Annotated in this window: 22 protein-coding genes; 10 read left to right on the forward strand and 12 right to left on the reverse strand. The window is 66.2% G+C overall.

Going from position 1 to position 23,490, the window contains the following annotated elements; translation table 11 throughout:
* The first annotated feature begins 13 nt into the window (after window positions 1–13).
* Complete coding sequence (locus AC5RUU_RS02110) at window positions 14–439, forward strand: hypothetical protein (RefSeq protein WP_493973546.1); 426 nt, start codon at window positions 14–16, stop codon at window positions 437–439.
* A gap of 134 nt (window positions 440–573) precedes the next feature.
* Here the strand turns inward: AC5RUU_RS02110 and AC5RUU_RS02115 are convergent, their stop codons facing one another.
* The 4 genes from AC5RUU_RS02115 to AC5RUU_RS02130 all read right to left on the reverse strand — a co-directional run bounded on the left by AC5RUU_RS02115 (window position 574) and on the right by AC5RUU_RS02130 (window position 5,043).
* On the reverse strand, window positions 574–1,398 hold the full coding sequence (locus tag AC5RUU_RS02115; protein ID WP_493973547.1) for a DUF559 domain-containing protein: 825 nt from the start codon (window positions 1,396–1,398) through the stop codon (window positions 574–576).
* 426 nt (window positions 1,399–1,824) lie between these two features.
* A complete protein-coding gene (locus AC5RUU_RS02120) occupies window positions 1,825–2,925 on the reverse strand; it encodes a polyprenyl synthetase family protein (RefSeq protein WP_493973548.1) in 1,101 nt (366 codons plus the stop codon).
* The gene (locus AC5RUU_RS02125) at window positions 2,922–4,253 is read right to left on the reverse strand and encodes a geranylgeranyl reductase family protein (RefSeq protein ID WP_493973549.1); all 1,332 of its coding nucleotides are present in this window, start codon (window positions 4,251–4,253) and stop codon (window positions 2,922–2,924) included. The genes AC5RUU_RS02120 and AC5RUU_RS02125 overlap by 4 nt, the downstream gene beginning before the upstream one ends.
* A gap of 4 nt (window positions 4,254–4,257) precedes the next feature.
* Window positions 4,258–5,043 (reverse strand): demethylmenaquinone methyltransferase, encoded by a 786-nt coding sequence (locus tag AC5RUU_RS02130; RefSeq protein ID WP_493973682.1) that lies wholly within the window; start codon window positions 5,041–5,043, stop codon window positions 4,258–4,260.
* A 129-nt stretch (window positions 5,044–5,172) separates the two neighbouring features.
* Between AC5RUU_RS02130 and AC5RUU_RS02135 the strand changes: the two genes are divergently transcribed.
* The 6 genes from AC5RUU_RS02135 to AC5RUU_RS02160 all read left to right on the forward strand — a co-directional run bounded on the left by AC5RUU_RS02135 (window position 5,173) and on the right by AC5RUU_RS02160 (window position 11,719).
* The gene (locus tag AC5RUU_RS02135; RefSeq protein WP_493973550.1) at window positions 5,173–6,585 is read left to right on the forward strand and encodes an isochorismate synthase; all 1,413 of its coding nucleotides are present in this window, start codon (window positions 5,173–5,175) and stop codon (window positions 6,583–6,585) included.
* Window positions 6,586–6,866: 281 nt separating this feature from the next.
* Entirely contained in the window at window positions 6,867–7,670 is an 804-nt protein-coding gene (locus AC5RUU_RS02140) for an ABC transporter substrate-binding protein (protein ID WP_493973551.1), read from the forward strand.
* Window positions 7,671–7,799: 129 nt separating this feature from the next.
* Window positions 7,800–8,591 (forward strand): amino acid ABC transporter permease, encoded by a 792-nt coding sequence (locus AC5RUU_RS02145; protein WP_493973552.1) that lies wholly within the window; start codon window positions 7,800–7,802, stop codon window positions 8,589–8,591.
* 11 nt (window positions 8,592–8,602) lie between these two features.
* Complete coding sequence (locus tag AC5RUU_RS02150; protein WP_493973553.1) at window positions 8,603–9,403, forward strand: amino acid ABC transporter ATP-binding protein; 801 nt, start codon at window positions 8,603–8,605, stop codon at window positions 9,401–9,403.
* Window positions 9,404–9,656: 253 nt separating this feature from the next.
* A complete protein-coding gene (locus AC5RUU_RS02155; protein WP_493973554.1) occupies window positions 9,657–10,874 on the forward strand; it encodes an aminotransferase class I/II-fold pyridoxal phosphate-dependent enzyme in 1,218 nt (405 codons plus the stop codon).
* Complete coding sequence (locus AC5RUU_RS02160; protein WP_493973555.1) at window positions 10,871–11,719, forward strand: VOC family protein; 849 nt, start codon at window positions 10,871–10,873, stop codon at window positions 11,717–11,719. Before AC5RUU_RS02155 ends, AC5RUU_RS02160 begins: the two co-directional genes overlap by 4 nt.
* Window positions 11,720–11,723: 4 nt before the next feature.
* Here AC5RUU_RS02160 and menD read toward each other — a convergent pair whose 3' ends face one another.
* From menD to AC5RUU_RS02175, 3 genes are all read right to left on the reverse strand, one after another.
* The gene (menD, locus tag AC5RUU_RS02165) at window positions 11,724–13,514 is read right to left on the reverse strand and encodes a 2-succinyl-5-enolpyruvyl-6-hydroxy-3-cyclohexene-1-carboxylic-acid synthase (protein WP_493973556.1); all 1,791 of its coding nucleotides are present in this window, start codon (window positions 13,512–13,514) and stop codon (window positions 11,724–11,726) included.
* A gap of 61 nt (window positions 13,515–13,575) precedes the next feature.
* Window positions 13,576–15,645: a PhoX family protein gene (locus AC5RUU_RS02170; protein WP_493973557.1), complete on the reverse strand. Its 2,070-nt coding sequence runs from the start codon at window positions 15,643–15,645 to the stop codon at window positions 13,576–13,578.
* 200 nt (window positions 15,646–15,845) lie between these two features.
* Window positions 15,846–16,856, reverse strand: a complete 1,011-nt coding sequence (locus tag AC5RUU_RS02175; protein WP_493973558.1) for an o-succinylbenzoate synthase — start codon at window positions 16,854–16,856, stop codon at window positions 15,846–15,848.
* 96 nt (window positions 16,857–16,952) lie between these two features.
* On the opposite strand from AC5RUU_RS02175, the gene AC5RUU_RS02180 reads away from it, so the two are divergent.
* The 3 genes from AC5RUU_RS02180 (at window position 16,953) to AC5RUU_RS02190 (ending at window position 18,829) form a co-directional block, all read left to right on the forward strand.
* Window positions 16,953–17,288 carry an ArsR/SmtB family transcription factor gene (locus tag AC5RUU_RS02180; RefSeq protein WP_493973559.1) on the forward strand — a complete coding sequence of 112 codons (336 nt, stop codon included), beginning with the start codon at window positions 16,953–16,955 and terminating at the stop codon, window positions 17,286–17,288.
* Between the two features lie 16 nt (window positions 17,289–17,304).
* Window positions 17,305–17,811: an SRPBCC family protein gene (locus AC5RUU_RS02185; RefSeq protein ID WP_493973560.1), complete on the forward strand. Its 507-nt coding sequence runs from the start codon at window positions 17,305–17,307 to the stop codon at window positions 17,809–17,811.
* Between the two features lie 112 nt (window positions 17,812–17,923).
* Window positions 17,924–18,829, forward strand: a complete 906-nt coding sequence (locus AC5RUU_RS02190; RefSeq protein WP_493973561.1) for a phosphatase PAP2 family protein — start codon at window positions 17,924–17,926, stop codon at window positions 18,827–18,829.
* A 36-nt stretch (window positions 18,830–18,865) separates the two neighbouring features.
* Here the strand turns inward: AC5RUU_RS02190 and AC5RUU_RS02195 are convergent, their stop codons facing one another.
* The 5 genes from AC5RUU_RS02195 to AC5RUU_RS02215 all read right to left on the reverse strand — a co-directional run bounded on the left by AC5RUU_RS02195 (window position 18,866) and on the right by AC5RUU_RS02215 (window position 23,436).
* The gene (locus tag AC5RUU_RS02195; protein WP_493973562.1) at window positions 18,866–19,981 is read right to left on the reverse strand and encodes a carboxylate-amine ligase; all 1,116 of its coding nucleotides are present in this window, start codon (window positions 19,979–19,981) and stop codon (window positions 18,866–18,868) included.
* Between the two features lie 306 nt (window positions 19,982–20,287).
* Window positions 20,288–20,938 carry an LbetaH domain-containing protein gene (locus AC5RUU_RS02200; RefSeq protein WP_493973563.1) on the reverse strand — a complete coding sequence of 217 codons (651 nt, stop codon included), beginning with the start codon at window positions 20,936–20,938 and terminating at the stop codon, window positions 20,288–20,290.
* Window positions 20,939–21,675: 737 nt separating this feature from the next.
* Window positions 21,676–22,191, reverse strand: coding sequence for a hypothetical protein (locus tag AC5RUU_RS02205; RefSeq protein ID WP_493973564.1), 516 nt, complete (start codon window positions 22,189–22,191; stop codon window positions 21,676–21,678).
* Window positions 22,191–22,682 carry a signal peptidase I gene (locus AC5RUU_RS02210; protein WP_493973565.1) on the reverse strand — a complete coding sequence of 164 codons (492 nt, stop codon included), beginning with the start codon at window positions 22,680–22,682 and terminating at the stop codon, window positions 22,191–22,193. The genes AC5RUU_RS02205 and AC5RUU_RS02210 overlap by 1 nt, the downstream gene beginning before the upstream one ends.
* 145 nt (window positions 22,683–22,827) lie before the next feature.
* Window positions 22,828–23,436, reverse strand: a complete 609-nt coding sequence (locus AC5RUU_RS02215; RefSeq protein ID WP_493973566.1) for a SipW-dependent-type signal peptide-containing protein — start codon at window positions 23,434–23,436, stop codon at window positions 22,828–22,830.
* Window positions 23,437–23,490: the final 54 nt, after the last annotated feature.

Genomic DNA, 23,490 nt, shown 5'->3' on the forward strand with positions numbered 1-23,490 from the left:
CTAGGATATGAGCATGACTGACATGTTCCTCGAGAAATTCCGCGCGCTGGTTCCGAAGTATCTCGAGGATGAATGGCAGGAAGCGGACGGGCTGTCCGTAGAGGAGTTGGACAAAGCCCTGGCCGACCACCAATTCCAGATCCCGCTGGTCCTGCGCGAGTTCTACCTGGCGCTGGGCGGCTGCGAGGACCTCATGGAGGCCTACCACTACTTCTGGGACCCGGACGAGCTCGAAGTGGACGACGAAGGCTTCCTCATGTTCCTCGAGGACGAGGAAGAGGAGTACACCTGGGGTTTCCGGGTGGGTGACCTCAGTGTCCCGGACCCCATCGTCTACCGCCGCAACAATGCCCGGGGCCAGTGGAAGTCCGAGGAAGGCACCTTCTCCGAGTTCGTGTTCGACATGTTCGAGTGGGCCTTCGAAGACGACGAGGAGTAGGGCTTCCTTGCTCCTTATGCGACCGCATTTCTCTTGGCTGGCCGCTGAGTCTCCCCAGCTTTGGAGCAGTTCGACGGCGTGTCACCCGGTTTCGCGGACGTGTCCCCGGTCCGCCGGCGCAAACCCGGGGAATCTCAGCGCACCACCCTGCCGCGCAGCACCTGCCACACCTCATCAATGATCTTTCGAGGGTTGTAAACCACGTCCGCGTAGCCATATCGGAGCACCGCGTAGCCGGTGAGCGTGCTCGCGTTGTTCCTTGCCCTGTCCTTCTTCACCTGCCGCGGCTCCAGGTGGCTGCCGCCGTCGATCTCTACAATCAGGAATCCTTCCAGGAGGAAATCCACAAACCCGATCCCCGGCAGCTCAACCTGGGTCTCAGTGTGGATCCCCTCGCTGCGGAAGAGTATCCGGGAAACCACCTCGATTGCCCAGTCCGCCGTCCCATCCACCAGGTCCAGCACACTCCTGGCACAGCCGTTGCGGTTACCGGGCAGCTTTTCCCGCAGGTAGCCCAGCGTGGTTACGCCCTGCCGCACCGCACTTTCAACGATGACGGCAGCTTCCATGGCCGGAAGGCAACGCAGGCTGTGGATCAGGACATCGGTGGTACTGGCGACGGGTTTCAGCCTATCGGGCGGCGGCACCAGGGACTCCCGGTGAACCACGGCATCGCGGGGACCACCGTGTTTGCAGAGCAGGTGAAGTGCCCGCGGCTCGTGGAGCAGCCAGAGCTGTCGATGGCCGGCAGCCGACACGCAGGTCAGCAGTCCGTTGCCCAGAACGGCGCCCACCAGGTCCGGAGCAGCGCCGGGCAGTGCAACCACCCCATGCCGGAGACGAAGAATCTCGCCGCCCGCCACCGCATTGCGGACGTCCCGGTCTTTGAATCCTGCCCGCAGGAGGGTGGATGTCCGGGCCACCGAGCCCGCCTGGTGGAGGAAACGGGAAAGGTCCATGAGGGCCAGCAGACCCGATATCCGTCAGCCGGGACAGGGCGGCCGAACCATATGTGGACAAGGTGGTGCTGGGTTTCCCCGGTTATGACCCCTGCGCACCGGCGCGTCGTGGCGACCCGCCGGGCCTTCAGAGGGTCCTTCACCGAAAGGTGGGGAAATCCAGCACGGAAAAGCTGTGACATCACTTTTAACAAAGAGCTTGCCATTTGTGACAGATCTGTCATAGACTGTTTCCGGATCCGCTAAACGCCTCCGGCGGGTCTGATGCGAACGGAGAGGTAGCCCCGGCTCAATGCAACGCAAGTTGCTGCGGACCGGGGCTATCCCGCTTAACAGCCAGCTGCCGGCGGCAGCGTTCAATCAGCCGCAAAGAAGAAGCCCGGCTCCCGTACAGCAGGAGCCAGGCTTCCACAGATTTCACAAGAGCTAGCTGGCGCGGTCCACCACAGCCAGCGCGAAGTTGGACAGCGATTCCTTGACTACGCCCTCCGGCAACGGAGCCAGCGCGGCGATGGCTTCGTCGGCCCACGACCGGGCCACAACCCAGGATGCTGCCGTAACCGGGTGCTCCCGGAGGCCGGCAACAGCCTCGGCCAGCGCCTCGTCCGAGGTCAGGTCCCCGTCCACCAGCTTGAGAAGTTCGACGGCGGACTGGTCGCCGCCCTGGGCAGCCTTCCGCAGGAGCAGCACCGGCAGGGTAGGAACCCCCTCGCGGAGATCCGTTCCGGGCGACTTGCCGGACTTCACCTTGACACCGGTGACATCAATGACGTCGTCGGCGAGCTGGAAGGCCACGCCCACCTTCTCGCCGTACTCCACCAGCACGGCCTCGTATGCGGGGTCTGCCTGCGCAAAGATGGCACCGAGCTGGCCGGAAGCTGCAACCAGCGAACCGGTCTTGTCCGCGATGACGGAGAGGTAGTGCTCCACGGGATCCTCGTCCGGGCGCGGGCCCACGGTTTCGTGCAGCTGGCCCAGGCAGAGCCGCTCGAACGTCCGCGCCTGGATGCCCAGCGCGCGCGAGCCCAGCTCGGACACCAGGATAGAGGCGCGGGCAAAGATCAGGTCACCGGTGAGGACAGCCACGGAGTTGCCCCACACCTCGTGCGCCGTGGGCGCACCCCGGCGGAACGGGGCTGAGTCCATGACGTCGTCGTGGTACAGGGTTGCCAGGTGCGTCAGTTCCACTACGACGGCGGCCTGCACCACCGCGGGCAGGGAAGCGTCACCAAGGTGGGCGCACAGCAGCGTGAGGAGCGGCCGAATGCGCTTGCCGCCGGCTTCCACCAGGTGGCGCGACGTTGCGTCAGCCAGCGGATCCGAGTTGGCGATGGCTTCGCGCAGTTTCTTCTCCACTTTGGCCAGGTTGTTGGTGATGGCCGGGCCCAACTCTGCATCTTCGGCGATGGCGGCGAAACCCGCCGGGAGCTGGAGGCCGGTGGCGATGGCGCTGGTGTTGAGGCTTGGCTCAGCGTCGGTCATGCCGTGTCCGGCATGGGTCCAGCTGTGCTCTGCGGGTTTGGTCACGGGTTAACCCTAACTTTTTGTTGCGGATACCGCTGATTCGTAGCAGACGGGGTATTGGATGTCGGAGGAACAAGCGACTCCAGGACCCGGATCACCCTGTCCTCTAAGCCCTTCGCAGACGGGTCCGTGAGGTTGGCCAGGAGCCGCACCACGAACCGCATCAGCACCGGGATGGGCATGCCGGTCCGCAGCGCGAGTTTCATGACGGCGGGCTTGCCGATCAGCGCGGCAAACACCCGGCCCAGGGTGAAGTGCGATCCCCACTGGTCCCGCACGTAGTCCGCGTACCGCGACAGGTGCGCGTCGGCGTCGTACGTTCCGCCCGAAGAAGCCAGGCGGGCGGAGGCGTCAACGATGAACTCGGCGGCAAATCGCCCGGACTCCATCGCGTAGGAGATGCCCTCGCCATTGAACGGGGAGACCATGCCACCGGCATCACCCAGGAGGAGCATGCCCGGAGAGTAGTGCGGTGTGCGGTTGAAGCCCATGGGCAGCGCGGCGCCGCGGATTTCGCCCACCTGGTTCGCAGGCGTGAAGCCCCAGTCGGCGGGCATGCCGGCGGTCCATTCGCGCAGCACCTGCTTGTAGTCGAGCTTGCCGAATTCCTTCGACGAGTTGAGGATGCCCAAACCCACGTTGGACGTGCCGTCGCCCACACCGAACACCCAGCCGTAGCCGGGCAGCAGTTTCCCGTCGCGGCCGGGGAGCTCCAGCCAGCCCTCCATCCAGTCGTCGTCCGTGCGCGGCGAGGTGAAGTAGGTGCGGACGGCGACGCCGAGGGGGCGGTCATCGCGCTTCCGGATGCCGAGGGACACAGCCGTGCGCGTCGAGTTGCCGTCAGCGGCGAGTACGACGTCGGCGCTGAAGTCCTGCGTCTCCCCCGTCTTGCGTCCGGACTCGTCCAGGAGCGCTGCGCGGACGCCCGTGACGCGGCCGTCCTCCGAATGCAGGGCGTCGGTGACGCTGTGCCGTTCGAGGATGATGGCCCCGGCAGCCTGTGCGTGCCGGGCCAGTTCCTCGTCGAAACCGAGCCGGGTTCGGATCAGGCCGTACTGCGGAAAGTCGGAAACCTCGGGCCACGGCAGTTCGATGGTCCGGCCGCCGGCGATCAGCCGCAGGCCCTTGTTGCGGCGCCAGCCGTCGTTTTCCGGGTGCGGCAGGCCGAGCTTCTGAATTTCCCGGACGGCACGCGGCGTGAGTCCGTCGCCGCATACTTTCTCGCGGGGGAAGCTGGTCTTTTCCAGGACCGTGACTTCAGTGCCAGCCCTGGCAAGGTAATACGCAGCGGTGGATCCGGCCGGACCCGCGCCGACAATCAGTACCTTCACGAGGTCAACGGGTGATGTTGCGGCGCAGCTTGGCCACCGGGCCCTTGTGCGCGGCAATGGCGGCAGCCGTTCCACCTGGAGTGCCAGCCGTTGACTCCGCGGGCTTGAACGCGCGGTGGACCGCCACGATGCCGCCGGTGAGGTTGCGGTAGGTGACGTTTTCCCAGCCGGTTTCCTGCAGCCAGGCCGCCAGGTGGTCCTGGTCCGGCCACGCGCGGATTGACTCGGCAAGGTAGACGTAGGCGTCCGGGTTGGAGGCGACCTTGACGGCGATTGCCGGGAGGGCGCGCATGAGGTACTCGGTGTACATGGTGCGCCAGAGCGGAACCACGGGCTGGGAGAACTCGGCGATGACCAGCCGGCCGCCGGGCTTGGTGACCCGGAGCATCTCCTGCAGCGCCTTCTTCGGTTCGTTGACGTTGCGCAGGCCGAAGGAAATGGTGGTGGCGTCGAACGTGTTGTCCGCGAACGGGAGGTTGGTGGCATCGCCGGCGATGAAGTCGATGTCCGGGCGGCGGCGCTTGCCCACCTTGAGCATCCCTAGCGAGAAATCGCAGGCCACAACATCTATTCCTGCATCGGCATATGGCTCACTGGACGTACCGGTCCCGGCGGCCAGATCCAGGACGCGCTGGCCCTTGGAGACTTCCATCGCTTCCACCACAACCTTGCGCCAGCGGCGGGTCTGCCCCATGGACAGGACATCGTTCACAACGTCGTACTTCGGTGCGACGTCGTCAAACATGGTGGCTACTTCGTCCGGACGCTTTTCCAAGGATGCTCGGTTCACCATGTCATTGTCTCAAATGTTCCGCAGGCCCCGGACCACAGGCCCTTTGACTCACCGCGCATTCGGGGATGCCCTATGATCCTCCGCTGCTGAAGGCGGCTTTGCGGTCGGGAGTAGTGTTGTCTCATCATGACGAGCACGATCCGCACCTTGACAGTCCCCCTGGATGGCAATGCATTCCCCGGGGGGCTGCCTTCGTTTCTGGTGCGGGACGACGTCCTCTGCTGGACCCGCCGCGAGGCCGGCCTTGCCGGCTTCGGCGAGATCGCGCGCTTCACCGCCACCGGTCCCGAACGGTTCCTTGAAGCCGACATTTGGTGGCGGCACTTGGTCATCGAAGCGGACGTCACGGACCTGGTGGAACTGCCCGGCACCGGCCCGGTCGCCTTCGGGTCCTTCGCCTTCTCCAAAACCTCGGCGCACGAGTCCCGGCTGATCGTGCCGGAGGTGGTGGTGGGCGTCCGGGACGGCCAGGTCTGGGTCACACAGCTGACATTCGACGACGGCGAGCTCACCGGGGAGAGTGCCCTTGCCGCGCTGGACCGCTGGGTTGGCGGGGGCACAGCAACTGCCGCCGCACCCCTTGCGGACGGGGCCATGGCGACGGCGGCAGCGGACTCCGCCAGGGTCCTGCCCCAACGCGCCGTTCCCGCCCGGCCAGGCGGCGCCGTCGTACGCCCGCTCCCCCTGGCCGCCGGCGCAACACTCCACACCGGATCCCTCAGTGAGGAAGCCTGGATGGAAGCGGTGTCCGCGGGGGTGGCGGAAATCCGCACGGGGGCGCTGGAGAAGCTGGTGCTGGCCCGGGACGTGGTGGCCACCATTCCCACAGGTGTGAACGCTGCGAAGGTGCTGCGCGAGCTGGCGGTGCGGTACCGCGAATGCTGGACCTACGGCGTTGACGGGCTGGTGGGTGCCACCCCTGAGATGCTGATCCAGGTGGAGGGCAGGACAGCCCAGGCACGCGTGCTGGCCGGAACGCTGGACCGGCGTGACGCCCACGGCGAGGACGGCCTTCCGATGGACTACGCCACCCGGGTGCTGGCGGGGTCGGAGAAGCAGCGGCATGAGCACGAGATTGCGATCCAGTCGCTCACCACACAGCTGGCGCCGTTCTCGGAGGCGATGAACGCGCACGACGAACCTTTCATCCTTGAACTGCCGAATGTGTGGCACCTGGCGTCCGACGTCAAAGCCGAGCTGACCGAGGTGGAAGGCCACGTCCCCACCTGCCTGGCGCTGATTAACGCCCTGCACCCCACGGCCGCCGTCTGCGGAACGCCCACCCAGGTGGCGGGCGCACTGATCCGCAAGCTGGAGCACCTGGACCGCGGCCCCTATGCCGGCCCGGTGGGCTGGCTCGACGCAACCGGCAACGGCGAATGGGGAATTGCCCTGCGCGGTGCCGTGATCGAGGCTCCGGACACCGTCCGGTTGTATGCCGGTTGCGGCATAGTGGACGGTTCCCTGCCTGAGGTGGAACTGGCCGAAACGTGGGCAAAATTCCGCCCGATGCTGGAGTCGCTTGGCATCAGCACCTGATTCCCTCGCCCCTCCCAACCAGCCTCCTCCCCCAACAAGCGCCCTCCCCCAACTAGGTAGCAGTACCTGTCGTTTAGGGGGCTCAAAACGACACTTGCTGCTACCTAGTTGCGCCAAGCGTCCGGGATTGCAGACAGATCGGCATGCGACACGCTTGATTTCTACTGTGATTTAGTTATCCAATAGTGAAACTAAGTTTCCTGTGATGCACATCTCAATATCGGCGCTACACTATGAACCGATTTAGAACCGCATACCCCTGCAACAAAAGGTAAAGAAACATGCAGCTCAAGTCCCTGGCCACGGCCAAGATCACCGCCAAGGCAGCAGCAGTTCTCGCCGTCGGCGCCCTCACCCTTACGGCGTGCGGCGGCGGCAGTTCAACGCCAGCCGCGTCCGAAGGCGGCATCCAGCTGATCAACCCAGGCAAGCTCACGGTCTGCGCGGACGTCCCCTACGAGCCCTTCGAATTCCAGAAGGACGGCGAAACGGTCGGCTTCGACGTGGACATCGCCAAGGAAATCGCCAAGGACATGGACGCGGAACTGAACATCGTGGACAGCTCCTTCGAAGCGATCGAGACCGGCACCGCCCTGACCCAGTGCGACCTGGGCATCTCCTCGATCTCCATCACGGACACCCGCAAAGCCGTCATGGACTTCTCCACCCCGTACCTGGATGACGACCTGGCCCTGGTTGCCAGCGACAGCTCCGGCATCCAGAGCCTTGACGATGCCAAGAACAAGAAGGTGGGCGTCCAGCAGGCCACCACCGGTGCCGACTACGCGAAGGAACAGGGCATCGAAGCCCAGCAGTTCGAAGACACCGGACTGCTGGTGCAGGCTCTCCAGGCCGGCACCATCGACGCTGCCCTGGGCAACCAGTCCGTCCTGGGCTACGCCATCAAGGACGACCCCAAGTTCAAGAGCGTCGAGGAATTCGCCACCGGCGAGCAGCTGGGTGTTTCCATCAAGAAGGGCAACACCGCGATGGCGGAAAAGGTCAACGGCACGCTCAAGCGCCTGACCGACGACGGCTCGCTCGAAAAGTTCAAGACCACCTGGTTCGGCGAAACCGCCAAGTAGCCAGAGCGCGGGCCTGAGGCGTCCATCGCCTTGGAGCCTTCGCGGCCCTGAGAACCACGCAGTTGGGGCCCCGGACACGCTGTACCGCAGTCCGGGGCCCCAGCCACGCATAATGAATGTGAGCAACCCATGGCAATGACCGCACGTCAGCGAGCCAGAACAAGCCTGTATGTCCAGGCCGGAATTTTTGTAGTGGCCGTCGCCGCGCTGATCCTGGCCACCGACTGGGAAACCATCGGCAACAGCGTCTTCAACTTCGCCAAAATCGGGCCTATGTTCCCGGACATCTTCGTCACCGGCCTGGTCAACACCCTGATCTACACCTTCCTCGGCTTCGTTGTGGGCCTTTCCGGCGGCCTGGTACTGGCCCTGATGAAACTCTCCAGCTTCCCGCTGTACCGCTGGATCGCCACCGGCTACATCGAATTCTTCCGCGGCATCCCCGCGCTGCTGGTGTTTATCGCCTTTGGCTACGGCGTTCCGCTGGCCTTCGGCGTTTCCTGGAACGTCACAGTGATCGTGATGATCTCGCTGGGCATGGTGGCGTCGGCGTACATCGCCGAAACCCTCCGCGCCGGCCTCCAGGCTGTCCCCAAAGGCCAGATGGAAGCCGCCCGGTCATTGGGCATGCCGCAGTGGCGGGCCATGGTGACCATCGTGATCCCGCAGGCGTTCAAGATCGTCCTGCCGCCGCTGACCAACGAGATCATCCTGCTGACCAAGGACTCCTCGCTGATCTACGTCCTGGGCCTGACCGCCTCGCAGTACGAGCTCACCAAGTTCGGCCGCGACGGCATCTCCAGCCTGGGTGCCGGCCTGACGCCGCTGCTGGTGGCGGGTGCCTTCTACCTGGTCATCACCATCCCCCTGAGCCTCCTGGCCCGGAAGTTCGAAAGCCGCTCCGCGCGGACCAAACGATAGGCAGGGAAGCCATGAACGACGTCGTACATTCAGCCGGCAGCACCGGCACAATTCACGCGGCAGGCGTCTCCATCAAGGACCTGCGCAAGGCCTACGGCACCAACGAGGTCCTCAAAGGCATCAGCCTGGACGTGGCGCCGGGGGAGGTCGTGTGCCTCATCGGGCCCTCCGGCTCCGGCAAATCCACCCTGCTCCGCTGCGTCAACCTGCTGGAGCAGCCCAACCAGGGCAGCATCCACGTGGGTGGCTTCGAAGCCACCGATCCCGACGTGGATATCGACAAGATGCGCCGCAAGGTTGGCATGGTGTTCCAGCAGTTCAACCTGTTCCCGCACCTGGACGCCAAGCGCAACTGCTCCATCGCCCAGACCAAGGTCCTCAAGCGGTCCCAGGCCGAGGCGGACAAGGTGTCCCTCCATAACCTGGAGCGCGTTGGCCTGGGTCACCTGGCCGACCGTTTCCCGGACCAGCTCTCCGGCGGCCAGCAGCAGCGCGTTGCCATTGCGCGTGCGCTGAGCATGGACCCCGAGCTGATGCTCTTCGATGAGCCCACGTCAGCGCTGGATCCGGAGACGGTGGGCGACGTCCTCTCCGTCATGCGGAACCTGGCCAAGGAGGGCATGACCATGCTGGTGGTCACGCACGAGATGGGCTTCGCCCGCGAAGTGGCCGACCGCGTGGTGTTCATGGACGGCGGCGTTGTGGTGGAGGAAGGCGTGGCCGAGCAGGTCATCAGCGCCCCCACGCAGCCGCGCACCAAGGAATTCCTGCGCCGCGTCCTGGATCCCACCCACATCGAGATCGAGGAGTAGGTCCCTCCCCGCTTTCGCTGCGCACAATCCCGGGCGCTACGGATTTTTCCGCAGCGCCGGGGATTTTGTGCGTCCTGGGTCAACTTGAGCGTCGAGCCGCGTGGAATACGAACGACGGCGATGCGCACCACTGTGCGGACCTTTACTTCCGGCCGTGTTGGAGCCGAGAATGGGTCCCACCACAGCCCTGACTCAGCAGCGCGCTGACCGTCCGGCCGCCGTCCCACCGGCTGGTTTAAACAGGAGCGCCGACATGAACAACCAGCCATCAGCATCCCGGGCGGCAGCGGTCTCTGAACGCGCTGCACGGTTGGCGGCCATCCCCTCGTTCCAGCGGGTTGACTCCTACATCCGGAAGTACGTGTCCCGGGGTCAGGACCGGCCCGGCGTCTGCGACTTCACGTTCGGCAATCCGCACCAGATGCCGTCGGACCGCTACGTCAACACCCTGCGGGACGCGTTGTCTCCCCGTAATGACCAGTGGTTCGCCTACAAGACCAACGTGGAGACGGCGCAGGAGGCCGCCGCCCAGTCCCTGCAGCGCCTGCTGGACGTGCCCTTCAGAACGGAGGACATCTACCTCACCACCGGCGGGTTCGCCGCGATCGCCCTGGCGCTGAAGACCGTGGCAGATCCTGGCGACGAGGTGATTTACAGCCTGCCGCCGTGGTTCCTGTACGAGCCGCTGATCCTCGAAGCCGGGCTGGTGCCGGTGAAGGTGAAGGTCAACACCGCAACGTTCGATCTCGACCTCGGCGCGATCGAAGCGGCCATCACGGAGCGGACCCGCGTTGTGATCGTCAATTCGCCCAACAACCCCACCGGACGGATCTATCCTCCGGAACTGCTGCAGCGGCTCGCGGAAATGCTGGAGGCGGCGTCGGCCAGGACTGGGCGCCGCATCTACGTCATCTCCGACGAGGCCTACAACCGTATTGTGTTCGACGGCGTGCGGTTCCACAGCCCGGCCGAGTTCTACCCCCATACGCTGCTGGCATACTCCTACGGAAAGACCCATCTCTCCCCCGGCCAGCGGGTGGGCTACCTGGCGCTGCCGCCCACTATGCCGCTCCGGGACGAGCTGGGACCCGCCATCAGCGGCCTGCAAGTGGCCATGGGCTGGGTGTACCCGAATGCGCTGCTGCAGCACGCGTTGCCCGAGCTGGAAAAGTTTTCCATCGACGTCGGGCAGCTGGAGAGCCGCCGGAACCGTCTGGTGGATGCGCTGGGCGGCATGGGCTACATGATGCAGCCGCCGGAAGGCACCTTCTACCTGTTTGTATCCACCCCCGGCCCTGACGACGAGGCGTACACAGAGTCCCTCGCCCGCCGCGACGTCTTTGTTTTTCCCGGCACGTTGTTCGAAACGCCGGGCTTCTTCCGGATTTCCCTGACGGCCAACGAGGACATGATCGAACGCAGCCTGCCCACTTTCGAAGCGGCGGCCAAGGAATACAGGAGCGAGGCATGAACGGACGGACCTACCCACCCGGCGTCCCCTGCTGGATCGACACAACACAACCGGACATCAATGCTGCAACCGCCTTCTATGCCGGTCTCTTCGGCTGGACCTTCGAGGAAGTAACGAGTCCCGGAGCACCGGGCCCTTACCTGGTGGCAAAGCTCGACGGCCGGGACGTGGCAGGGATGGCCGGCGGCCCGGATGACGTTCCGGCGTGGAGCACCTACATCTCCGTCGACGACGCGGATGCTGCGGTGCAGCGTCTGGTCACCGCCGGCGCCAGCTTGCGGGCCGCGGCCGCCGATGCAGGAGAGTCCGGCCGCAGCGCGGCACTGGCGGATCCTGAAGGCGTCGAGTTCCGCGTCTGGCAGCCCGGGCGGCGGCCAGGGGCGGAAGCGGTAAATCAGCCGGGGACCTGGAATTTCAGCGACCTCCACACGCGCAACCCCACCGACGCCATCCGGTTCTACCAGGTCGCGTTCGGCTGGCAGGTGGACAACATCGGCTTCGGGATGGGGGACGCCGACTTCGGCATGATGGTCCGAAAGCCCGGGTATGGCGACCACCTCGAGGCGACGGTCGATCCGGATATCAGGGCCCGGCAATCAGACTTTGAGGCCCCGCCCGGCTTCGAGGACGCGATCGCCTGGGTAGTGGGCACTGCCGCCAATGAACCGCCGCACTGGCACGTCACCTTTGCTGTTGCCGACCGGGACCAGACGGTCCTGGACGCCGAGCGGCTCGGTGGCCAGGTCCTAAAGCAAGACGACACCGGTTGGACGCGCGAGGCATTGATCCGGGACCCGCAGGGAGCAGAGTTCACGGCGAGCCAGTTCACGCCGCCAACAGGGTGACTGATTACGGCGACAGCACTCCCCCGACGGCGGCAGCCACGGCGCCCCTGATCCGGGCGTGCAACTGCCGGAGGGAGCGGCGGTCCGTGCGGACCTCCACAATGCTGCGCCCCGACACCGGCTGGGCAAGCGCTTCGGCGAGTCCCGCCGTCGTGCTTACCGAGCAATGCCCGACGCCGTACGCTGCGGCGAGTGCCGCGATGTCCACCGAGTGCGGGGTGGCGAAGAGGCGCTCGACGGCGTCTCCGTACTTGCCGGCCTCCTCGACGGCACCGTGCTCGAGCAGCCCAAAGATGGCGCCGCCGGAATCGTTGAGCACCACCATCCGCAGGTCCGGCTGCTCCTCCCCGGCGCCGAGGAGGAGGCCGCCGGCGTCGTGCAGGAAGGTCACGTCGCCCAGCAGGACTGTGGTTTCCTGCCGCCCGCCCAACGCAAGGCCGGTGGCGGTGGAGATGGTGCCGTCGATCCCGGCGAGGCCCCGGTTGGCGTAGACGGTGGCGGCGGGTTCCGGCGCGGGCAGGCCGGCGAGGTCCACGTCGCGGATGCCGTTGGACGAGCCCAGGAGCAGTTGCCCTCCGGTGTGCCGCCACACCAGGGCGCCCACGGATGGTCCCGTGGCCGCAGCCTCGGCGGACAACACCCCGTCCAGGGCGTGCTGTGCGGCGGATCCGGCAAGCAGCCAGGTGTCCAGCCACGCGGACGCGCCGCGGCCGGCGAAGTCGGCGAGGTCGGCCAGGGTTTCCAGCGGCAGTTCGGTGCGCCGGCCGGGCTCGTACCACGCGACCGGGACGGGCTGGTAGAGGGCTGACTCGACGTCAGGCCTGGCCAGCAACGCCGCGACCGGACGGGAGAGGGTGGGCCGCCCGAACAGCACCACGCGCTCGACGGGCTGGGCGGAACCTGCCCCGAAATGCTCGAGCAGCAGCCGGTATGGACCCACTGCATTGGGTCCGAACCGGGAGTTGGACGACGGCTCGGCGAGCAGCGGCAGGCTGTGGGCCCGGGCAAACGCCTCAGCCACAGGGCCGGCGTCGTGCCCGGCAAGTACCACGGTCCGCCGCTCCGGCAGCTGCGCCGCAGCCGGGGGCAGGTTCATGACGAGGGGCTCGGTCCCGATCCGGAAGCGCTGCCGCTCCACCGCCGTCGGGAGCCCGTCGTCCGGCGACGGGACCAGCGGATCCCGGAACGCCAGGTTGAGCTGCACCGGCCCGGGCGGGATCTCGGCGAAGGCGCCGGTGGCCGCGGAAAGTCCGGTCTGCACGGCACGCTCGGGGTTGCTGCCGGCAGGTACATCCGCGGCGAAGCGGACCTGCTCACCGAAAAGGTCGGGCTGGATAGTGGTCTGGTTGGCGCCCGTGCCGCGGAGTTCGTCGGGCCTGTCGGCGGACAAAACAATCAGCGGGACTGCCGCATGGTTGGCCTCCATGACGGCCGGCAGCAGGTTGCCGGCGGCGGTCCCGGACGTGGTCAGGACGGCCGCTGGCGAACCGGTGGAAAGCGCCAGCCCCAGGGCCGTGAACCCGGCCGCGCGCTCGTCAATGCGGACGAGCAGCTCCACCCGGCTTTCAGCGGACGCCTCGGCCAGCGCATATGCCATGGGCGCTGACCGGGAACCCGGCGAAACTACAACGTGCCGCACCCCGCCGTCGAGCAGGGTCCTGACGGTGATGCGCGCTGCCGCGAGGGCGCTGAGCTCAGGAGCGGCCTCCTCACTATCGGCCGCATCCTCGGTGTGGGAGTCGGCGGTTGCGTCGGAAGGGGCAGCGTCGGGGGCCGGTTCGTTCAGCGAAGTCACCAAACCAGTCTGCCACCCCCGACGCTCTCCCACTCCTGGCGCCCCAACCCCCGTCCGGGGATTAGCCGCGGAACACCTGGATCACGGACGGACGCGGGGCACGCGCCTGGCCGGCTGCTGGCGTCGTACCCGCCGCAACGTAGTCGGGGAAAAAGGAAACCTGCTTCTCGAAGGAGCCGTCCTCGCCCGGGTGCTGCACGGCGACGAACACGGTGCGCTCCTCGTCGTGGATGATGGGGCCGCAGGTCTCGGCGTCCCGCGGGACGGCGAGGAACTGCTCCACGTTGCCGCGCTCGGCGCCTTCCAAAGTGACCTTGAACAGGCCGTCCGCCCTGCCGATGCCGGACGGAGCGCCGTCAGTGGAGATCCAGAGGTTGCCCACGGAGTCGAAAGCGAGGTTGTCCGGGCAAGAGATGGGTGAGACCCTGTCCACCGGGAAGCCGGAGAAGTAGGTGACGTCGCCCTGGGCGGGGTCGCCGCACACCATCAGCAGGTTCCACGTGAAGGTGGTGGAGGTCTGGTCGCCGGTTTCGGTGATCTCCACAATGTGTCCGTCGCGGTTCTCGTTGCGCGGGTTGACCTCGGTGGCCTTCTCATTGGAACCAGTGCCGCGGTTGGAGTTGTTGGTGCAGGCCACATAGACCTTGCCGGTGTGCAGGCTGGGCTCCACGTCCTCGCAGCGGTCCATCTTGGTGGGGCCAACCTTGTCGGCGGCCAAACGGGTGTACACCAGGACCTCTTCCACGGACATGCCCGGAACGGCGGACTTGCCGTCAACCACCAGCGGCAGCCATTCGCCGATGCCGTCGAAGGCGCCGTCGGAGGGCAGGGCGCCGGTACCGGTGATTTCCGCGGCGGGCGAGTTGCCGGTGAACTTGGCGACGTAGAGGTTGCCGGCGGACAGCAGGGTCATGTTGTGCTTGCGGTCGCCCTCGCGGTACTTGTCCCTGGAGACGAACTTGTAGAGGTAGTCGAAGCGCTCGTCGTCGCCCGAGTAGGCCACGGCATGCCCGGATTTGGCGATGATGACATTGGCGCCTTCGTGCTTGAAGCGGCCCAGCGAGGAGTGCTTCTTCGGAGTGGAGGTGGGGTCGAAGGGGTCAACTTCCACAATGTAACCGAAGCGGTTGGCCTCGTTCTCGTAGCCCGGGTTGCGGGTGTCCCAGCGGGGATCGTCCAGCTCCCACTGGCGGGCAGTGGGCTTGGAGGTCAGCCCGTAGCGCTTGTCCGAGGCGGAGGTGCCGGGAGCCACGAAGTAGCCGTTGAAGTTTTCCTCGCCGGAGAGGATGGTGCCCCAGGGCGTGGTGCCGCCGGCGCAGTTGCCCAGGGTGCCTTTGATGGCACGGCCGGTGGGATCTGCGACGGTCTTCACCAGGGAGGAACCGGCGGCCGGGCCGGTCAGTTCGTATACTGTGCTGTTCAAGTAGCGCCGGTTGAGCCGGGCGCCCTTGACGTAGCTCCACGGCTTGTTCTTGTTCTTGCGCTCCAGCTCCACCACTGACAGGCCGTGCGCGGCCGCACCCACAGCGCGCATCTGCTCTGCCGGCATGGTGCCCGGGAACATGATGTTCTCGTTCGTGTATTCGTGGTTGGAGAACAGGACCGCCCGGTTGCCCCTGCTGCCAGGGATTTCCAGAATGTCCGTGTAGTCATTGTTGTAGCCGAACTGCTTCTCCTGCGCGGCTGCCGTCTGGTTGTTCAGGTCGAACTGCGGCGCATCGTTGAAGATGGGGTCGCCCCAGCGGATGATGGGCTGCCAGGTGAAGCCCTCGGGAACGGTGACGGCGTCCACCATGGCGTCGATCGACGGGATGGCGGTGAACTGCAGCTTGGACTTGCCGAAGCCTTCCTTCGCCGCTTTGGACAGGCCCGCGGCGCTGGCGGAGTCAGGAGAGGTGGCAGCACTGCCAAGTACGACGGCGAGGGCACCGGCGGCGCCGAAGCCCAGGGCGGCGCGGCGGGACATGGTGGCGGAGGCGATGTCGCGGAAGTAGCTGTTGGAGCTGGTGTTGCAGACGTCGCCTGCGCAGGCGTTGTCGCACTTCAGTGCGCAGGTGACGGCACTGCGCTTGCCCTTGGTATGGCCGAGCATCGGCAGCAGCGTGAATTTGCGGGTGGGCGTTTCAGACATGAGGGTGCCTTCCAAAATGTTCCTCTGGGGTCGGTGCCCACCCTGTCAGCCGCTTTCTACGCGGAAACATCAGACAAGTGAAGTCCCGGTTAACCCCGCGTGACCTGCAGGAACGGTGCCAGAAGAAAAGAGTGTCCCAGGGAGACCCACCATAAGTGAGAGAGCGTCGCGGGAAAACCCGCCAAAAGTGAAAGAGAGTCCTAGGCGGCGAGGAACGCGTGGACGCGACGCAGCCGGGCCAGCCACCAGTCCCGCCGCTCGGGGGAAGCGGCGTACCGCTGAAGCAGCCCGGCGTCGGCGGCGACGTCTCGGAGGCGGATGGCGCCGTCGTCGGCCATCAGGGGGTCCAGGATGACGTCCGATTCAAACAGCGACACCGTTCCCAGGCCGCAGGCGTACGGCAGTTCCGGCAGCGCGGCGGCAAGGGCCAGGCCCGCGCGGATCCCAACGGATGTGTCCAGTGCAGAGCTGACGACGGCGGGCAGCCCAGCCTTGGCCACGATGCCCAGCGCGTTCCGCACTCCCCCGAGCGGAGCCACCTTGACCACGATCAGATCGGCGGCGCCGGCACGGGCAACGCGGAGCGGGTCTTCCTCCTTGCGGACGCTTTCGTCGGCGGCGATGGGCACCGGGATGCCGGCCGCCTGCAGCTGTGAGCGCACCTCCGCGAGTCCGTCAATGGTGGGTACGGGCTGCTCCGCGTATTCCAGCCCGACGGCGGACAGCCGGGTGAGTGCCGCCACGGCCGTCGGCACGTCCCACCCCCCGTTGGCATCCACCCTCAGGGCTGCATCCGGCAGTGCGGACCGGACGGCGGCGAGGCGGTGGGCGTCGTCGTCCAGGGTCTGGCCTTTTTCGGCGACCTTGACCTTCACGGCGTCCACCCGGCCAAAGCGTGCCAGGACCTCGGGCACCCGGTGGGCGGGGACGGCGGGCACCGTGGCGTTCACCGGGATGACCGTCCGCAGGGGCGCGGGAAAGCCGAGCCATGCGGCCTCAATCGCCGCGGCAAGCCAGCGGGAGGCCTCAGCATCGCGGTACTCGGGAAACGGGCAGAACTCTCCCCACCCGGCCGGGCCACGCAAAAGCAGCGATTCGCGCTCCATGATGCCGCGGAACTTCACCCGCATCGGGAGGCTGACCACGTGCGCGCCGGCCAGCAGCTCCTCCAGGGGCGGCAGGTCCGGCAAGGGCAACTCGATGGCAGGCATGGGGTTCACACTACCGGCGGGACCAAGCCGGTAGCCGAGCGCACAAAAGTCCGGGGAAACCTTCAAAACATATCCATATGGATATATGATTACTCCATGGCACGAGCAGCAACCACAGTGGATGCCTTCAACGCGGTGGCAGAACCGCGGCGCCGGGAGCTCCTGGACGCCCTGGCGGCCGGCGAGTGCACGGTCAATGAGCTCGTGGACAGGCTGAGCCTGGCGCAGCCGCACGTGTCCCGGCACCTCCGGGTCCTGCGGGAAGTCGGGGCAGTCTCTGTTCGGGACGAGGGCAGGCAACGCGTCTACTCGCTCAACGCCGAGGCCCTGAAACCCATCTACACCTGGGCAGCCGGCTACAAGCACCTCTGGGCCGAGCGGTTCGAGCTCCTCGAGGACGTGCTTGACGAACTGAAACAGCAGGAAAGCTAAGAGAAGGAGCAGGGCAGTGGCACAGGCAGGCAGCGGCACCATGGAGGTCACCTTCCCCAGCGACGAGGAAATCCTGATCACCCGCACGGTCAACGCACCCCGGCACCTCGTCTACAGGGCCTGGACCACACCTGAGCTTGTCAGGAGGTGGTGGCCGGGCCGGCGGGGCGAGATGACGGTGGCGGACATGGACTTCCGGGTGGGCGGCGCATGGCGGTACGTCATGATGGCGCAAGGGGGGTTCGAGGTGGCATTCCACGGGACGTACCGAGAGATAGTCCCCAACGAGCGGATCGTCCAGACCGAGGTGATGGAGGTGCCGGGCGCCGCAGCGGACAGCGAAGAGGGCGCCGTGGTCAACACGGTCACCTTCGAGGAGGCCGACGGCGGCGCCACCACAGTCAGCATCCGCACCAACACGGGAAGCAGGGAAGTTCGGGACATGATTGCGCAGTCCGGCATGGAGGGCGGCGTGCGCGAGCAGTTCGAGATCATCGAGGAGCTCGCAACTTCCCTGGCCTGAGGGACCCTCCACGGCACGCCCGGAAGCCCCGTTGGCGTCCAGCGCGGGCGAGTCCACGGCACGCCCGGAAGCCCAAAGCAGTCTCCCAGCTTTCTGTGACACCCTTAACCCGATGACAATTTCACGGCAGGCAGGCACCAGGACCGCTTCCCGACCCGCTCCGGGCTCGGGATTCCTGTTCGCGCTGGCTACCCTGGCCTGTGTCGCCGGGCTGGTGGCCACTTACTACTACTTTGTGCAGACCACCACGGGGCAGTTCATTGATGAGTCGGCGCTGGTGGAGGCGGTGGAAATCCACGGCCCGGCAGGCAAGGCGAGCACCAGGTTCCTAGATCTGCTGCCCACCATCTCGCTGGTGATGGCCGCCGTCGTAGTGCTGTTTGTGACGGTAATCCGGAAACGCTGGATGGAGGCCGGGATTGCCGTGGCGGCGTGCGTCGGCGCCAACGTGGCCACCCAGATACTCAAGGCGCTGCTCCCGGCCCGGCCGGAGAAGGGTGTAGTGACGCTGGACATCAACTCGCTTCCGTCCGGCCACACCACGCTGGCGGCGTCGGCGGCAGCCGCAGTGTTCCTAATGGCATCCCCGCGCTGGCGCCCGATGGCTGGTTTCGTGGGCGGTACCTTCGCCATCGCCTCGGGCGTTTCCACCCTGATCAACCAGTGGCACCGGCCGGCGGACGTGGTGGCGGCATTCCTGCTGGTTGGCGCGTTCATGATTCCCGCCGGCTGGCTGATCATCCGGCGCGGGGCGTGGAACGCCTGGGACGGCTTCGGCGGGCACATCGGCTCAGCCCGGATCTGGCTGACGCTGCCGGTCCTGATCGGGCTTGCCTCCGCCGTCGTGGCCATGTATTCGTTGATCCGCATCGCGCCCAGCCCCTGGCAGGAAACCAGCACCACCAATTACTTCTGGGCCGGGATCTCGCTGATTGTGATTGCGGGCTACCTGGCCACGGTTGCCACCACGTCAATGTTCGCCTTTGCAGCACGACGGCGGGGCTCACCGGGGCGGTAGCACCTGCCAGCGGGGGCGGCGTTACAACACAGCGATTCAGCCCAGCCGAACGCCCAGATCCAGCGAAGACGACGCGGGCAGGCAGGTGGTGTTGACGGCGTCGGCCACCACATCGCGCAAGCTTGAGGCCACGGCGTACGAGTTTCGCTGCACGGCGCCACCGGTCCCGCGGTTCAGGACCTGGAACAGCAGGAACTCCACGGCGCTGAACTCCCCCTGTTCCTCGAGTACGGGGCGGAGGTGGTCCAGAAGGGCAAACGCCACCTCGAACGCGCCTTTCGGCGTGCCCGTGAACGGGTCCGCGAGGTCGCCGTCGAGCCCAAAACGGCTGGCCTGCCATGACGCGAGCCGCAGCTGGGTGGCCGACGCGGGCACCGGCACGACGCCGGTCCGCCACTGCCGTGCCGCCGTCTCAACGAGGCCCCGCACCAGTGCGGCCACGAGCACGGCGTCGTCGGCAAAGAGGCACACATCGGCCACCCTCACCTCCACGGTGGGATGTTTGTGGCTCAGCCGCGCATCGAAATAGAGGTTGGCCTTGTCCAGCGGAACCCCTGAGCTGAGGATCTGTGCGATCTCGTGGCGGTAGGCCGTGGCGGAACCGAAAATCTCCGCCGGCCCGGTGGTGGGCCACCGGCTCCAGGCCTGGGAACGGTAGCTGGCGTAGCTGGTGTCCACGCCGTTCCAGTACGGTGAATTGGCACTGATCGCCAGCAGGACGGGCAGCCAGATCCGGATGCGGTCCAGGATGGCCACGCCTTCCTCCTCCGACTCGATCTCCACATGCACATGGCAGCCCCCGGTCAGCTGCTCAACTGCGGTGAGTCCGAACCTCTCCATGAGCCGGGCGCAGCGGTCACCCGGGGCGATGGTGGACTGTACCGGGAGCGGCGAGGTTGCCAGCGCAGCGGCACGGGCTCCAACCCTCCTGGCCGCGGCATCCGCGCTCTTCCGGCCGTCCGTGATGTCCTGGGCCAGCTCGGCCAGGCTGATGCGTGGCAGGGTGCAGGTTTCGATCTGCTCCTGCTTCATTTCGCTGGTGAGGCGGGGAAAGTCACTGAGCTGTTCGAGGACCTCACCCATCGGCACAAGGTTCCCGTTGCCGCCGTCGACAATCAGGAACTCTTCCTCAACACCCAGCCGGCGTGTCACCGCGCACCCTCAGCGATGCACGTGCAGCCACCCGGCACCTGCCCAGCTGCAGGCGCAAAACAGTTCAGGAAATAGTAAGCCACATCGCTCCTCGGCGTCAGTCCGCAGGGCACTTGCCAAACGTCGCACCATCTTCACACATCCCGCGCAAGTGCGGGCGGCAGGGAGGTAGCGGGCAGCTTACGTCTGCATGAACGCACGACGGCGCCCTCAATCTTCCCGCACAGCTCCTGCCAGCAGCCGGTGCCGGCTACCCTCCCTGGCGTTCCGAGGGTAGGTACCCCTTGGGTTGTTGGGGCGGCGAGCCTAGAAGACGCTGCCGGGGCCGGCCCGGAAGCTGTGCGCAGGTACCCCAACCCAGGTTTCGTTGTCCGGCACGTCCTGCAGAACGGCGGCGCCGATGCCCACGGAGGCATAGTCCCCGACGGACAAGCCATCTGCTATCCCGGCGTTCATGCCGATGCTGGCCACCCGTCCCACCAATGCGCCCTCCCCCACGGAGGCCCCTGCGGAGACTGTGGCAAAATCGCCTGCCTGCACGTCGCACGCCAGGTTCACCCCCGGCATGACCACCACATGGTTGCCCAGCAAGACATGCGGGCCGAGGGTGGACTTGTGCAGCAGGATGCTTCCGGGACCAATCCGGCAGTCCTCGGGTACCCGGATGTCCGAGTCCACCACTGTTGCGTAGCGGTTGGTGTTAACTCCCAGCTGCGCCAGCGTGGTCACCACGGTTTCCCTGTCCAGCGCCGCCGGAAGGCACACCATCAGCAGCGCGCGTTCGTAGCGGACAGCATCATCGATGGGGCCAAGGACAGCGGCACCGTCGATGGTCACATCCAGCAGCTCGGGGTCGTCGTCGAGGATTCCCAGGATGTCGTACTGGCCGCTGGCGCGAACGGTCAGCAGTACTTCTCGCGCCAGTCCGGTCGCAGCCAGCAACAGCAGTTCGCTCACGCGTCGTCTCTTCCCGGCCCGTGGCAGTGGGCGGCAGGTGGGTGACTGGACGGGAGCACCGCTTCTTGGCTCCTGGCCATGGATACGGGCCCCGGCGCTCTGGGGTTGGGCGCCGGCGTGCCCAAGAACAACGTAGCGCCGCAGTTGGCCGCAGGAAAAGACGACCCAGAACCCAAAACCAAGATGGGGGGATTATGTGGGGGTACTGCACGTATGACTGTGCCGGCAATTCCTGTAGAGAATTTGACGGTTTCTTGATGAGTTCCGCACACTTTGTTGATCCAGGCATTACATAGTTGCTCTTGCCAGGCCGAAAGGCCCCGGCCGGATGGCTCTCCTGTAAGCCATTAGTCTCCTGGCGGCGTCTTGAAGTGGGCGCCGCCAGGTACCCGACTCCCGGCCCGCCACATGCGACAGCCCGCGTTTTGCGAGGCCCGGCCCCCCGCCAGCTTCTTCCGGCCATCCTCGGCGCCCCTGTACCGCTGCGGCCATGTACCGCGCCGGCCCCCAAATCCCGCGCCGGCCCCCAAATCGCCGGAACGCTGCGAAAACGCTGTTCCGTACCGGCGTCCCGGACGCTTTCCAGCGATTTCGCGGGCCCAGTGCAGCCTTGCTCCCAAGTTCACCCTGCCTTTGAGCGGGCACACAACAGTAGCGAAAGACAAAAGGCCAGCTCGGCAGAAGCCGGCGCCACTAGGTGGGGGGACATAGCGGCGCCTGCTTCCGCCGAGCTGGCGTTAGCCCCGGGACAGCACCGGCGCTGCAGGGCAGATGATCTTGCCGTTGAAAGTACTGTTGTTCAGTGTGATGTCCACGTGTGAAGCGGTCTGGTCCAGGTAAATGGCCGTGACCCGCACGGTCAGCGGACCTGCCGGGTTGTCCCTGATGATCTCTGACTGGTGCGGGCTGCCGGTAAGGACAATAGTTCCCGGAGTCAGCCCAAGAAGGCTGAGGGGGCCGGGGTAGCTTGGACCCACGCTGCCATCGGAGCGCACCGCCGCATAGCTGATGTTTGCCGGTCCCGTAGGAAGCGTGACCTTCAAGGTCGCCACTTTTTCCGGCGCATCATTGGTGCAGGTAACCGAAGTGATCGCAGGACCGGGCCAGTTTGCCGCGGCTCTCACAGTCAGTGTCGCCGTCGCGCCCTGCTGCCAAAGTGCCGACGCCGAGGCCCCGCCGAGTCCCAGCAGCACCGTCAGTGCAAAGGCGCCGACGGCGGCCGCAGCACCGGGCAGGTTCCGGAACCGGCCCATCAGGATGCCTCGGCGGTGCGGTCCCGGCGGGACTTGCGCACGGACCTGAAGACCGTGAGGGCACCATAGCCGATGAGGCCGACGGCGGCGAGGGTGGTCCATGTGCCGCGGTCGGAGTTCCCCAGGGCATTGGCTACGAAGCCGACGTACGGGACCGCGTAGAACAGCTTGCCCCTAACCTGGATCTCCCGGACGGGTTCGGCATCGTTGGCGCCGTTGTTGTCGCCCCGCGTGATGAGCGTCTTCTCGCCCTGCTGCGTGGCACCGAAACCGACCACCCGGTGCGTCTCCACCTCGGGCCGTCCCGAGTGCAGCTGGAACGTCACCACATCGCCGTACTGGAGCCCGTCGAAGGCCACCGGCTTCATGACCAGGAAGGTACCCGGCGGGAACTTGGGTGCCATGGAGTTGGTGAGCACGGTGTATGTGGATGAGCCCGTGACCACCGGCACCACAACCAGGATCATCGCGGCGAACAACGAGATGATCATGGCGGACATGCTGGCGACACGTCCAACGATGGCCCACCAACCGTCGCCTGTGCGTCCGCCAGAGGCAGTTTTCGACGGCGTTGCACCCGCCGGGTGCGCAGTGTCCCGCTGTGGGGCTGCTTCAATAACCGGGGCTTCGGTCAGGTCAGCAGCCACCGGGCACCCCGCACAACTGACGGGCGGTGAGCGGAAGGGTAATGTTCACTGCTTGTCCTCTCACGGAAGCGGGGGCGGTCGGGCTAAGGCTGACCCGGAAGCAGAAGATCGTTGAACCGCCCTTGGCGACCGCTGGCGAAACCAATCCTGCGGAACTGATCGGCGTATACGTACCGGTGGCACTGCATTCGGCGGTGGATGCTGCCGTTTTCGCACTGACTGTCACGTACTGCGCCAGGCTTCCCCCTGACGCATTGGCCAGGACAGGCTGCCCCGCCAGGACGGAAGTGTTGAAGCTGCCGCCGGCGTTGGTGTTGTTGGCGGCCACCACGCCGGCGAACACCGAGCCGCCGGGCGAGAGGGTGGCTGCGGGTGTGATTGCCAGATTGGCTGACTGGCCGGAAGCCAGCGTCATGTTCGTGACCTGGCCGGATGGCAGTGCGGTGAGCGCCACATCGAACGATGCCGAGGCCACCTTTCCAGGGGCGGCGGATGCACTGGCACTCCACAGTGCATACGTGCCTTGCACCGTCAGCAGTCCCAGGAGCACTCCCGCGGCGATGAGTGCCGTCGCTTGCAGTGAGCGCTGGATGCACATGATGTCCTCCTGGTCCTGTTCCGGTGGTTACCGGCGGGTGGCAGACTTCCGCCC

It is taken from the genome of Arthrobacter sp. K4-10C, from assembly GCF_059090085.1.